This window comes from Roseburia sp. 831b, from assembly GCF_001940165.2.
GTDB lineage: Bacteria > Bacillota > Clostridia > Lachnospirales > Lachnospiraceae > Roseburia.
This window is the reverse complement of sequence record NZ_CP135162.1, coordinates 2883306-2895671: the sequence shown is the minus strand read 5'-3', so window position 1 is coordinate 2895671 and position 12366 is coordinate 2883306. Positions and strand designations below refer to the sequence as shown.

Below are 12366 nucleotides of genomic sequence, written 5' to 3'. Positions count from 1 at the left end.
CAAGTCCTTCCCTTGATTTTCACCCTAAAATTACCATTCTCATGACAAATGTCATATTATCTTCTGACGCTGTTCACTTATCAGACTGCACGTTATCCTCTATACTGAATTTAGAAAAAGAAAAGCTTGCCGCATCTAGCAGACCTGTTCAAAAATCTGCCCGGCATCACACTATATAGGAGGTTTGTTATGAATACACCCGTTGTCAAAGTGGAGAATCTTGTGAAGCGTTACAAAGATCTTGTGGCGCTTGACCATTTTAACTTAGAGATTGAGGAAGGCGAAATCTTTGGACTTCTTGGTCCTAACGGTTCCGGAAAAACAACCACAATCAATTGCATCTTATCCTTATTATCCTTCGATAAGGGAACCATCGAAGTTTTTGGAAAAGAAATGCATCCAAACAGCTACGACCTAAAACGCCAGATTGGTGTTGTCATGCAAAACGTTGCCGTTTTCGACGATTTGACCGTCTATGAAAATATTGATTACTTCTGCGGTCTTTACATCCGTGATAAAAAGCTTCGCAAACAATATATTGAGGATGCGATATCCTTTGTAGGACTTGAAGATTTCCAAAAATTTTACCCGAAAAAATTATCCGGTGGTCTTCTACGCCGTCTTAATATTGCATGCGGTATTGCACACAAACCAAAATTAATTATTCTTGATGAACCGACCGTTGCCGTTGACCCGCAAAGCCGGAATAAGATTCTAGAAGGCATTCAGGAACTAAACCGCCAGGGGGCAACGATTATTTACACCTCCCATTATATGGAAGAAGTCGAACAAATCTGCACCCGGATTGCCATCATGGATAAAGGACGGAATTTAGCACTCGGCACAAAAGAGGAACTCAAGCAGATGATTAAGAAAAGTGAAACCATTACCATTGAGATTCTAGACATCTCCAAGGAGGATCTTGCTTGCATTCGCTCCATCAAACATGTCTACGATGTCAATTTTGAAAATCATACCCTTACCATTCTTTGCAGCGGTGGCAAACACAACCTGCTTCGTATCCTGGACACCTTACAGCAAAGGAATCTTTCCTTTGGCCGTGTCTACTCAGAGCTGCCTACATTGAATGATGTCTTTTTGGAAATTACCGGAAAAGAATTAAGGGATTAAGGAGGTCACGTATGTTTTTTCATTCTTTTAAATATGCACTCATCGAGCTTTTCCGAAACAAATCGCAACTGTTCTGGTGTCTCGCTTTTCCAATCATTTTAGGAACTTTCTTCTATTTTGCATTCGGAAATCTTGACTCGGACGAGGCGTTCGATGCCATTCCCGTTGCTGTCGTCCTGGATGAATCTGAACGGGCAGCCGAATTTCAATCTATCATAGACACGATGAGCGAACCTGGCGAAGACCAGTTTTTAGAAGCTACCTATACAACCAATGAAAATGCTCTTCATCTTTTAGAGCAAAAAGAAGTAGACGGGATTCTTTACGGTGGAGATGAAATTTCTCTTACCATCTCTTCTGAGATGCCGTCTGCCAAATTACAGCAGAGCATTCTAAACTCCTTCGTACAGACCTTTCAGATGCACTACAATGCTATCTACGACATTGCCAAGGAACATCCGGAAAATATGAGTGCTGTCGTAGACCTTTTTTCCAAAGATGTTTCCTATAACCGTGAAACCTCCTATTCCGATGGCACACTTGACCAGGCTGTCACTTATTTTTTTAATCTGATTGCGATGACCTGTCTCTACGCCTGCATGGCCGGAAATGCAATTGCAATTGAAAATCAGGCAAATCTTTCTGACCTGGGTGCAAGAAAAAATATTTCACCTGTGCATAAATTTATCAGCCTTCTTGGAGGTCTTGCTGCTAATGTTTTGGTTCAGGCAGCCTGCGTCACAATCTGTCTGTTCTACTTACAATTTATCTTAAAAGTTAATTTTGGAAATCAGTTTGGATATTCCATGCTGGGTATTTTTGCCGGATGTCTTACTGGCGTTTCACTGGGATTTTTCATCGGAAGTATCGGTCACATGAGCCGCTATGCCAAAGATGGAATTTTGATGGGCGGAACGTTGTTCTGCTGCTTCTTAAGTGGACTTATGATGGGAAATATCCGCATTTATCTGGAAAAATATGCACCATTTGTCAATAAAATCAATCCTGCTGCAAGAATTTCGGACTGCTTCTATTCGCTGACCATTTACAGCTCGTATGACCGATACTGGCAAAACATTTTTTCCTTGCTCATTCTTTCCGCTGTATTATTTGTTGGCGGATTTATCTTAGTCAGGAGGAACAAATATGCAAGTCTTTAATGCCTTTTTCAAAATAGCGCGAAAACGAATTCCATCGATATGCTTATACTTTATCATATTTGCAATTGTCTGCCTATTAATGACACTTAACGCAGATAAAAATTTTACTTCAAACTTTCAGTCATCCTCTTTGAATGTCTGCATCATCGACCATGACGATTCTGACGCAAGTGCTGCGTTGACGGATTATCTTGGTTCTATCCATCATCTGGTCTCCTTGCCGGACGACCCGGAAACCTTACAGGATAACCTTTATTACCGTTATGTCGACTATATCCTTACCATCCCGGCAGGATTTGAGACAGCACTTACCGCTGAAAAAACAGATGGTATCCTGACAAATGTGAAAATACCGGACAGCGCAAACGGACACTTTATTGATCAGCAGATTACTTCTTACCTGAAATCACTCCAGCTATATCTTGCCGGTGGTTATTCCTTGGAGGATGCTATTTCCAAAACCAATCTCGGTATTGCAGCCGCAACAAGTGTCAAAACTGTACAGTTCGAATCGAAAGACTGCACAGATAAAAATATGTATGTTTTCTATTTTTACCGTTACCTTCCATACGTTTTGTTTTCCTTAATTGTCTCAGGATTATCACCGCTTCTGGTTATTATGAATCAAAACGAATTGAAAGAGCGGACCCTTTGCTCGTCACTTTCCTTTCACAACCGGAATGGGCAGATTGCGCTTAGCGCCACTCTTTATAGCCTGATTGCCTGGGCAGCCTTTCTTTTGCTTGGACTGGTTTGTTACCAAAAAGCCTTTTTAAAAACAAACTCTCTTTACGGTATGTTAAACAGTTTTGTATTTCTTTTGTTTTGTGTGGCTATGACACTTTTTACCAGTGCCTTTTCCCCGAAGACAAATGTAATCACCATGGTTTCAAACGTTGTCGGACTTGGAATGTGCTTTCTATGCGGTATCTTTGTTCCTCAGTCCATGTTAGCAGACAATATTATCGCAGCATCCCGTTTTCTGCCAGCTTACTGGTACACGAAGAACAACGACATGCTTGGCGGCTTTAGCGACCTTGCTTTTGATTCTGCTGTCTACTGGCAGGGCATCGGCATTCAGATTTTATTTGCGATTGCACTGTTTGTTGCAGCTCTGGTTACGACAAAATTGCACAAGCAGCACAGGTAAAAAAGTTGGCTCTCAAAAAAAGCTACCCGTCAAAAAAGACTGGAGCACTATGCAATCTGCTAGTACTCCAGCCCTTTTTCTTATTTACAGCTTTCTTATTCAAGCTTACTTTTTCTCTTACAATCTGGAACAAAATACCATTTAAGAAACTATATCCTTTTCTTAGCAGATTTCTGCTCCGCTTGGCATTTTCTTCTCTGGAACCATCAAAGCAAGTTCTCCATTTTCATCCTCAGCGCAAAGCAACATTCCCTCAGAAAGTACTCCGGCTAATTTTGCAGGTTTTAAGTTTACAAGAACCATTACTTTTTTTCCTACCATCTCTTCTGGAGTGTAGTGCTTACGGATGCCGGAAACAATCTGTTTTACCTGGCTTCCGATTTTAACCTGGGAACAAAGTAATTTCTTGGATTTCTCTACTGCTTCGCAGGCGATGATTTCGCCAACCTGGAACTGCATTTTCATGAAATCATCATATTCAATCTCGTCCTTTGGCTCAATGTCAATGACGTTTTCTTCTTCTTTTGCTCCTTCAGAAACTTCTTCCCCATTTGCTCGCTGTTCTGCTTCAAACTCTGCCTTCTGTGCAGCCTGGATTGCCTCAACTTTTGGCATAACCTCTTTTAAGTCTAAACGTGCAAATAAGATTTCCGGCTTATCTGTTACTTTTTCTCCTGATTTTGCAAGACCAAACTGATCTAAGACATCAAACTCTCTTAATTCTGTATGAAGCTGTGCCACAATTTTTTCTGCGGTCTCTGGTAAAAAGCTGTGTAAAAGGCTTGCACCGATTGTTAAAGATTCTACTAAGTTGTAAAGTACTTCGCTCAGGCGGTCTTTCTTTGCCTCGTCTTTTGCAAGAACCCAAGGTGTTGTCTCATCGATGTATTTGTTGCAGCGTTTGAACAATGCGAATACTTCAGAGATTGCATCTGCGACACGAAGTGTCTCCATTTTCTTCGCAACCTTATCTCTTGTTCCTGTTACAACTGCCTTCAAATCTTCATCCATGGTGTCTGTCACACCGGTCTTTGTAATCACGCCGTCAAAATATTTGTTTGTCATAGAAACGGTTCTGTTTACCAGGTTTCCAAGCACGTTTGCAAGATCGGAGTTGAAACGCTCGATTACTAACTCCCAGGTGATGACACCGTCGTTTTCAAATGGCATCTCATGCAATACGAAGTAACGTGTTGCATCTACACCAAATAAATCAACCATATCATCTGCGTAGATAACGTTTCCTTTGGATTTACTCATCTTATCGCCGCCCTGAAGCAACCATGGGTGTCCAAATACCTGTTTTGGTAATGGAAGATCCAATGCCATCAGGAAAATTGGCCAATAAATAGTATGGAAACGAACAATATCTTTTCCAATCAAATGAAGGTCTGCTGGCCAGTTTTTCTTGAATAATTCAGAGGAATTTCCATCTGCATCATATCCGATTTTGGTGATGTAGTTGGTAAGAGCATCTAACCATACATAAACAACATGCTTTGGATCAAAATCTACCGGAATTCCCCAGCTAAAAGAGGTTCTGGATACACAAAGATCCTGCAATCCTGGAAGAAGGAAGTTATTCATCATCTCATTTTTACGGGATACCGGCTGAATGAACTCTGGATGTGTGTTGATGTAATCAATCAGACGATCCGCATATTTGCTCATTTTAAAGAAATATGCTTCCTCTTTTGCCGGCTGTACTTCACGTCCGCAGTCCGGACATTTTCCATCTACTAACTGTGACTCTGTCCAGAAAGATTCACATGGCGTACAGTACATGCCTTCATAAGCGCCCTTGTAGATGTCGCCCTGATCGTATAATTTCTTGAAAATTTTCTTGACCTGTTTCTCGTGGTCCTCATCTGTTGTGCGGATGAAGTTGTTATAGGAAGTGTTCATCAAATCCCAGATTCTTTTTACTTCTCCAGAAACATTATCTACATACTCTTTTGGTGTAATACCGGCTTTTTCTGCCTTTTCCTGGATTTTCTGACCGTGTTCATCGGTTCCGGTCTGAAGGTAAACATCATAACCTTCTAATCTTTTGTATCTTGCAATTGCATCTGCAAGCACGATTTCGTAAGTATTTCCGATATGCGGTTTGCCTGATGTATAGGCAATCGCTGTTGTCATATAAAATTTTCCCTTGTTACTCATTTTTTCCTTACCTTTCTTTATTAATCCATATTATTGATTATCAATTTCATAGATGTGGTCACCATATCTGGCAATCAGACCGTTTTGTAATCTGACAAATGCTGGCACAAATTTGTGCAAAATATCATCTACCAGCCGTTTTGCTGCATTTCCATCGTAGATGTGTGTCATATTATTTCGGCTTTTCAGCATTTCTATCCACACATCCTCCTCCATGCAGTCTGCATAAATACGATAGGCAGCTTTGATAATTTCTCTTGGCGAACCTGTGTTAGCAACCTGACTGCCTTCATATTTTAGAAATTCCTTCATCACCTTCCAGCCAAGTTCAAACTGTAACATAAACTTATCAATGATACCGCTAATGATAAACTCATTTTCCAGGTCTTCCTTTTCTGCCTTTACAAGAATATTCAGATTCGAAACATAATTCTCATACTTTTTCATAAAGAAGAATTCCCTCCTTTTCTATCGCAGCTCTTAAGTTATCCTGAATGGCAGCATCCAGATCAACGACATCATACGTCAGAAGTGTTGACGTCTCTTCCTCAACATCCAGGGAGAACATCGTCTTGTCTCCGCCTGATACCGCCAAATCAATATCGCTTGTCTTTTGAAAGGTTCCTCTTGCTCTTGAACCAAAAAGAATTACTTTTTCCAATTGATACTTCTTCGCAAGCTCACGAATTTCTTCTATAACCTGCGCCTTCAATCCGGTATCCTGCGTCATATCTGCCTCCTAAACTAAAAAAGCCCGCCTCCCGGAACAACCTGATGAACAGGTGATTCCAGAAGACGAGCTGCTACCCGTGGTACCACTTCTCTTTACCTTCTCTTTGCAGAGAAAGCCTCATTGACGCAACATTTGTTGTTACGTTCTACCGCTATAACAGGCGGTCCTGTCAAAACTTATCGAAATTCAACTACGTTTGTAAATGTAGTGCTTTTCGTTCAGCTCTGCCACTCCAAAGCCATCTTCCATCTCTCTTTGCCCGTTTTCTCTCAGCGAATGTATGCGGATGCATCTCATTCAAAAACTTCTCTGTAAAGTTCTAAGGGATGTACTCTCTTTTTCCTCGTGTTTACTTATCTATATCTTGTTAAGGTTAGCACGGAACATACGGAAAGTCAAGCATTCTTAATCCCCTAATTTCACTTTTTCAAAAACCATCCTCCCTATGTTATAATAACTATAAATTTTTAAGAAAGGACTTTCTATTTTATGAAAATCGGTATCTTATCAGACACACATGGCATTTTCCGTGAGGATTGGCTGCAGGAGCTAAACGCTTGCGACCACATCATCCATGCCGGTGACATTAACACCAAATCCTGTTATGAAAAGTTTCAGGCACTCTCTATTCCATGCTCCTTCGTCCGTGGCAACTGTGATTACGGTGAGTGGGCCAAGTCCCTGCCAACTTTTTTATCTATTGAACTTGGCGGACGCACCTTTTACGTGGCTCACCAGAAAGCGGATTTTCCTTTCGACTTAACAGACGCAGACTTTCTTATTTTCGGGCATACGCACCAATATACCTGCTATGACCGTTTTGAAAAAGTTTTCTTAAACCCTGGCAGTGCTGCGCAGGCGCGCTATGATTCCAACAGCCTTGCGATTTTAGAATTAAAAAAAGACTCTTACGAAATTCGCAGAGTCATTCTTTGAGTTAACTTTTCTCTATCGACGTGCTGGCACAATTATAATAAAGCGCAGACGAAAGCACAATGACCGCCCCAACCAGACTGACTGGTCCAATCGTCTCTCCATAAAATACCGCAACCAGAATCGGATTTAAAATTGGTTCAATCATGGAAAGAAGGGACGCTCCCACTGGCGGCACCTTGTCAAGGGCAGCATTTAAAAACATATAGGCGAGTCCAATCTGCACCACGCCCTGTAATATTCCAGTGCTGACATTCACGGCGCCAAAATTGGTTTCCTGCAGATAAAATGGAATCCCAATCACAAAATTGAGCGCAAAAGAAATCAATGCGGATGATTCAAAATCCGCTCCTGGAATCTTCTTTATCAAAAATACGATTGCATAGAAAAATCCCGAAGCAATCGCTAAGATATTTCCTGCCATCCCACCGGTTGAAAGACTTTCCAGAAAGAAAAACAGAATTCCAAGAAAAGAAATTGATGCGGAAATCACCGACACTTTATCCGGTTTCTTTTTTGCAAAAATCCACATCAACAGCATAATATCGATTGGCAGCGTAAACTGCAGGATAATGGCATTTGCTGCGGTTGTCATCTTATTTGCCATGATAAAGCTAATGCTCATCAGCGTATTTGCAAGCACGCCAATCAAAACCTTTCCGTTAAAGCGAACCGGGTGCTTCGTTACAATCATGTAAATCAGAAAAATCAAAAACGCCCAGATAGAACGGAGTCCACAGATGGTCATGGATGACCAGGTATTTAATTTTATCAGCAGTCCGCCTGTGGAAAAACAGACTGCGGAAAGTATCGTATAAAGAATCCCCTTTTGTTGTGTAGTCACGTCACTTACCTCTTTTCTTATGACTACAAATTTTCCTGTACCTGCACTGCTTTTCTCTTCCAGAAAAACAGAACAAGTCCAATGATAAACATTCCAATCGAGATAAACTGGGAGGTCGAAAGTGCTCCGACACTTCCACGGTAGTCATCACGGAACATTTCGATAATGAAACGACCGATACTATAAAGAATTAAGTAAAGGGCTCCCACTCTTCCTTTTGTCGTATTTTTCCGCGCAAAGAGCAGTAAAAGGGCAAATATTACAAAATCACCTGCACTTGACATCAACTGTGTCGGAATGAGTTTCACTCCGTTTGGTGCAAGGTTGGAATTCCAATATTCAATCGAAAAACGGGATGTTGTCTCTCTTCCATAACAGCAGCCTGCAAAAAAGCAGCCGATGCGACCAAATCCCTGTGCCAGCGCAACCTGAGGCATAATAAGGTCAAAATAGGTCAGAAAATTTACTTTTTTCATTTTACAGCAAACCATGCAGACAAGGATTCCGCCGATGATTCCGCCGTATACCACATACCCGTTTGAGAAATTCCAAAGAATGGACGGATCTTTTAAAATCTCCGGAATACTGACCAGATAATAAAGGATTCTCGTACCCAGTGCTCCTCCTATGATGGCACCTAAAAATAAGTGGAAAATCATGTCGTTATCGTTCAATCCACGTTTCTCTGCTCGCTTCTCCGAAACAAACAGCGCCATGACAAGTCCAATTGCAATCATGACTCCGTACATGTGTATGGTAATTGGTCCAATCTGTATATCGTTATGCATATCTTCAACCTTTCCAACTGCGAATCCGCAGTTCCGTTTCTTTTTTCATAGAATATATCCATGATAACATATTTTTCTATGAAAAAATAGCTGACACTTTAAAAACGTGCCAGCCAATTTTTGCTTATTCTTTTGTCATACGAACCATCCAGACGATGGATGCGATAAAACCAATCACACAAACTCCTGTCAGAATCCATCCTGCCACTTCAGACATTCCTTGTGCATGATTTAAGCACATTCCGGTAAGATTAAATCCAAAATGCAAGAACATATTTGCAAGAAGGGAATGGAAACGTTCAAATACGATTACCAGAACAACTCCAAGCACAAATGCGTACATCATCCAGATAATGGTTCCATGCATGAGTCCAAACGCAAGGGAGGAAATAATAGCAGCCACAACCGCCGGCATTCCTTTTTTCAGGCGATCATAAATCAGACCACGGAATACAATTTCCTCTAAAACAGGTGCCATAAAAACAGTTGCAAGAAAGGAAATTATCTCATTTCCACCAGTTAAAACACTGGAATTCTGCTGATAAGTCTCCATCCAGGCATCCGGAAACGGAATCGTTGCAAGCAGTGTAGAAATCACAATGTTAAAGGTAATACCCATAAGAAGAACTGCTAAAATTCCCTTTGCCGGAATCTTGCGAAGCTTTACTTCCTGCGCAAATTTTTTCTTGCGAATCAGGAACACAATCCAGTACGTAAGAAGTGCCAGGATGCCGGAAATCAGCGTCATTGTCATCGACTGTTCCAGGATTTTTTCTGTAATCATCCTGGTAATCTCCGCCGTGTCTGTCACATCACCGGTTGCTGCAAGCCTTGCGTACATGCTGATTGAATAAAACATACTGAATGCGATTGAGACTGCCATCTGCAATCCGAAATAAACGAGGAAGTATAATATCGCCTTCCCAAGTGCCACAAAAAAATTCTTCATAACTAACTACTCCTTTTCTATTTTTCATTTTATTTTAGATACCTAACATTTTAGAACCGTAGGAAAAAATCTTTTTATCAACTATGTTTGTAGTTATATTTATTCGTTCTTCCTGTCCTTTCCCACACTGAATGCTTTATTTGTTAATTGTATCCTGCATTTTCCCGGCTTGATACCTTATTTCTTAGTTACATTCAGCAATTTTCCGACTCCATGCTTTATTTGTCATTTCCGCCCGGATTTTTTGCCAGCTGGATACTCTTAATGCAGTAGGAAAGTGTAGATACCATCTGTGTCATAAAAATCACAACAAGCGGTACTGCCCCGAAATTCCAGTTCATCATGCCAATCAGGCAGAATAGCCACAGGAAAACCATAAAGGTATTGGTCCATTTGTATGCAGTATAGGCTGCCTTGTAAATGGCAAGCCGTTCTGCCTCGTCACAGCTTTCTTCCCATTTTTTTGCAAAACGCATATCGTAGACGCTGCCTTTTTTCTCCGGGTTCATGATTTTTTCAAAATTAACCGTCTCTTTTTGTCCAATCACCGTCACAATCAATGTCATAATGAGTCCGAAAAATGTCGCTGCGAACCGGACGAATGACAGCACATTGTATGGATCATCGAAATCCGTTGCAATAATTCCAATGCCAAAGAAGAAATAGCCACACACCATGTTTACAGATAACAACGTTAATACAATGGATAAGTGATACTCAATCTTCTCGATGACATCTTCCGCTTCTCCATCCCACATACGGAAGGCTTTTTTGCTTTTTCCTAATACAATGGATGTGTAAATCAGCACAACAACATTTATCGCAAGACTTGCAAACGGTGCTATTGCATAGAAAGCAGTCTGACATGCATGGAAAAATCCATTCGCGCTTCCGCTCTCCGAAAGGTGACTGGAAAGTCCTCCTCCAATTCCGCCTAGAATTCCGGAAATCACAATCACAATGGCAAATATTTTACCTGCCTTGGAATCCTCTTTCTTTATCTCATCTGTCTTATTCTGGCTCATTGTTCTTCCTCCTCATCTTCTACATAACTGAATATATCTTCTACCTTCACTTGAAAAACCTGTGCGATTTTTAATGCAAGTGTGACCGATGGCGAATAATCGCCTCGTTCAATCTGACTGATGGTCTGCCGCGACACGCCAACCAGTTTTCCCATTTCCTGCTGATTGACATTGATTTTGGCTCGATATTCCTTCAGGTGATTATATAATGGCATTTCACCACATCCTTTCTTCGATTTTGTCTTTACGAAAACCATTCTTGTCATTCTGACAAGTTTTCTTGTCATCTCTTATAGGACTTAGTATATAGATGACAAGGATAGTTGTCAAGAGTATTTTTCATCTTTTATAAAAATATTGTGTTGACTTCTGAAAACTTTGCAAATAAATACGAAAAAAGAAGGAATACATCATAAAGTACATTGTATATATTGCTTAATGATGTATTCCTTCTTTTTTTTCTACCCTTTTATTGAACAACATAAGAGACACTTTTTGAAACCATGTCCTTACCGTGAGTTATCATAATTATTATCTTGTTTTCTTTTGCCTTACATTGTAGCAGAGAAAGAATCCCCTCTTTAAGACCTGAATAAATATTTGCTGTTGGCTCATCAAGAAAAAATACAGAAGCATGTTTCGCCAGACATACAAATAAATTCACTAATTGTTTTTCTCCTCCAGAAAGACAATCAAATTTCTTTTTCAAAATATCTAATAAGTTGAATTGCGCATTAAAAAACACTTCCTCGTATCTATCGTTTTTCAATTCTTTCTTATATTCTTCTTCCGAAAGACTTGATTTTATATACTCCTCTACGGTTCCTTCAAACGAAATATTATTTTGCATCATAATAGATATCTTATTTTTGCGTACAAAATTCATATCTATCTTTCCACATTCTATTCCATTGTAGAGGATACTTCCTTTCTGATTTCCGTCTTTATAGATTCCGAGCATCATTAAAATAAGTGTTGTCTTACCAACACCGTTCTCACCTAGAATATTATAAAGTTTACCTGATTCAAAAAGCATGTTGATATTTTCTGAATATAGATTCCCATCTTCCTTCTCATAGCAATAATTAATATTTTTCAATTCAATTTGATCTATATGTTCGAGTTTTATTTCTCCATTCGATTCTTTTTCAATTCCCAGCACTTCTCCTAACCTTGTCATCGAAGCTTTATAGCTCTGATAATTTGTTCCAATATTCAAAAATTCTTCGACCGTATTTAGCATCATTGAAAAATATTGTAGAAGATAATAAAATACGCCCAGCGTAATTTTCCCGGCCATAACGGCAAGTCCACCTATAATAAAACCACCAATCTGAAACAACGAACTTACAATCAATTGTGTAGAAGATAGATAAAATTTTAATTGAAACATCCTCTTGATACTTCTCAATAAATATCCTTCTTTTTGTTTCAAAAATTCTTTTGCAGCAAATTCGTTCTTTTTTGCCTTTATATCCAGATAATTCACA

13 protein-coding genes are annotated in these 12366 nt (G+C 39.9%); 4 read left to right on the top strand and 9 right to left on the bottom strand.

From position 1 onward, the window contains the following. The first annotated feature begins 189 nt into the window (after positions 1-189). Genes BIV16_RS13420 through BIV16_RS13410 form a run of 3 tightly spaced genes read left to right on the top strand, consistent with a single transcriptional unit; the run spans position 190 to position 3441 of the window. A complete protein-coding gene (locus BIV16_RS13420; protein WP_075680179.1) occupies positions 190-1131 on the top strand; it encodes an ABC transporter ATP-binding protein in 942 nt (313 codons plus the stop codon). Positions 1132-1142: 11 nt separating this feature from the next. Continuing rightward, positions 1143-2291, top strand: coding sequence for an ABC transporter permease (locus BIV16_RS13415; RefSeq protein WP_075680180.1), 1149 nt, complete (start codon positions 1143-1145; stop codon positions 2289-2291). Then, positions 2278-3441: an ABC transporter permease gene (locus BIV16_RS13410; protein ID WP_075680181.1), complete on the top strand. Its 1164-nt coding sequence runs from the start codon at positions 2278-2280 to the stop codon at positions 3439-3441. Before BIV16_RS13415 ends, BIV16_RS13410 begins: the two co-directional genes overlap by 14 nt. A 162-nt stretch (positions 3442-3603) precedes the next feature. On the opposite strand, the gene metG is transcribed toward BIV16_RS13410, so the two are convergent. The 3 genes from metG to BIV16_RS13395 are packed head-to-tail and all read right to left on the bottom strand — an operon-like array spanning position 3604 to position 6334. After that, positions 3604-5604, bottom strand: a complete 2001-nt coding sequence (gene metG / locus BIV16_RS13405) for a methionine--tRNA ligase (RefSeq protein ID WP_242940351.1) — start codon at positions 5602-5604, stop codon at positions 3604-3606. 30 nt (positions 5605-5634) lie between these two features. After that, positions 5635-6051, bottom strand: coding sequence for an HI0074 family nucleotidyltransferase substrate-binding subunit (locus BIV16_RS13400; RefSeq protein WP_075680183.1), 417 nt, complete (start codon positions 6049-6051; stop codon positions 5635-5637). Continuing rightward, positions 6038-6334 (bottom strand): nucleotidyltransferase family protein, encoded by a 297-nt coding sequence (locus BIV16_RS13395; RefSeq protein WP_075680184.1) that lies wholly within the window; start codon positions 6332-6334, stop codon positions 6038-6040. Before BIV16_RS13395 ends, BIV16_RS13400 begins: the two co-directional genes overlap by 14 nt. A 492-nt stretch (positions 6335-6826) precedes the next feature. Between BIV16_RS13395 and BIV16_RS13390 the strand changes: the two genes are divergently transcribed. Then, positions 6827-7273, top strand: coding sequence for a metallophosphoesterase family protein (locus tag BIV16_RS13390; protein WP_075680185.1), 447 nt, complete (start codon positions 6827-6829; stop codon positions 7271-7273). A gap of 1 nt (position 7274) precedes the next feature. On the opposite strand, the gene BIV16_RS13385 is transcribed toward BIV16_RS13390, so the two are convergent. From BIV16_RS13385 to BIV16_RS13360, 6 genes are all read right to left on the bottom strand, one after another. Continuing rightward, complete coding sequence (locus BIV16_RS13385; protein ID WP_075680186.1) at positions 7275-8114, bottom strand: DMT family transporter; 840 nt, start codon at positions 8112-8114, stop codon at positions 7275-7277. A gap of 23 nt (positions 8115-8137) precedes the next feature. After that, the gene (locus BIV16_RS13380; RefSeq protein WP_075680187.1) at positions 8138-8902 is read right to left on the bottom strand and encodes a prolipoprotein diacylglyceryl transferase; all 765 of its coding nucleotides are present in this window, start codon (positions 8900-8902) and stop codon (positions 8138-8140) included. Positions 8903-9026: 124 nt separating this feature from the next. Beyond that, positions 9027-9851: a CPBP family intramembrane glutamic endopeptidase gene (locus tag BIV16_RS13375; protein WP_075680188.1), complete on the bottom strand. Its 825-nt coding sequence runs from the start codon at positions 9849-9851 to the stop codon at positions 9027-9029. 218 nt (positions 9852-10069) lie between these two features. Then, positions 10070-10876: a DUF3169 family protein gene (locus BIV16_RS13370; RefSeq protein WP_075680189.1), complete on the bottom strand. Its 807-nt coding sequence runs from the start codon at positions 10874-10876 to the stop codon at positions 10070-10072. Further along, positions 10873-11091 (bottom strand): helix-turn-helix transcriptional regulator, encoded by a 219-nt coding sequence (locus BIV16_RS13365; protein WP_075680286.1) that lies wholly within the window; start codon positions 11089-11091, stop codon positions 10873-10875. The genes BIV16_RS13370 and BIV16_RS13365 overlap by 4 nt, the downstream gene beginning before the upstream one ends. Before the next feature lie 254 nt (positions 11092-11345). Continuing rightward, the gene (locus tag BIV16_RS13360) at positions 11346-12365 is read right to left on the bottom strand and encodes an ATP-binding cassette domain-containing protein (protein ID WP_075680190.1); all 1020 of its coding nucleotides are present in this window, start codon (positions 12363-12365) and stop codon (positions 11346-11348) included. Position 12366 lies beyond the last annotated feature (1 nt).

Bases quoted from the DNA above. Each gene is read 5' to 3' on its own strand.
- BIV16_RS13420 (WP_075680179.1), top strand. From the start codon at position 190: ATGAATACACCCGTTGTCAAAGTGGAGAATCTTGTGAAGCGTTACAAA.
- BIV16_RS13415 (WP_075680180.1), top strand. From the start codon at position 1,143: ATGTTTTTTCATTCTTTTAAATATGCACTCATCGAGCTTTTCCGAAAC.
- BIV16_RS13410 (WP_075680181.1), top strand. From the start codon at position 2,278: ATGCAAGTCTTTAATGCCTTTTTCAAAATAGCGCGAAAACGAATTCCA.
- metG (WP_242940351.1), bottom strand. From the start codon at position 5,604: ATGAGTAACAAGGGAAAATTTTATATGACAACAGCGATTGCCTATACA.
- BIV16_RS13400 (WP_075680183.1), bottom strand. From the start codon at position 6,051: ATGAAAAAGTATGAGAATTATGTTTCGAATCTGAATATTCTTGTAAAG.
- BIV16_RS13395 (WP_075680184.1), bottom strand. From the start codon at position 6,334: ATGACGCAGGATACCGGATTGAAGGCGCAGGTTATAGAAGAAATTCGT.
- BIV16_RS13390 (WP_075680185.1), top strand. From the start codon at position 6,827: ATGAAAATCGGTATCTTATCAGACACACATGGCATTTTCCGTGAGGAT.
- BIV16_RS13380 (WP_075680187.1), bottom strand. From the start codon at position 8,902: ATGCATAACGATATACAGATTGGACCAATTACCATACACATGTACGGA.
- BIV16_RS13375 (WP_075680188.1), bottom strand. From the start codon at position 9,851: ATGAAGAATTTTTTTGTGGCACTTGGGAAGGCGATATTATACTTCCTC.
- BIV16_RS13370 (WP_075680189.1), bottom strand. From the start codon at position 10,876: ATGAGCCAGAATAAGACAGATGAGATAAAGAAAGAGGATTCCAAGGCA.
- BIV16_RS13365 (WP_075680286.1), bottom strand. From the start codon at position 11,091: ATGCCATTATATAATCACCTGAAGGAATATCGAGCCAAAATCAATGTC.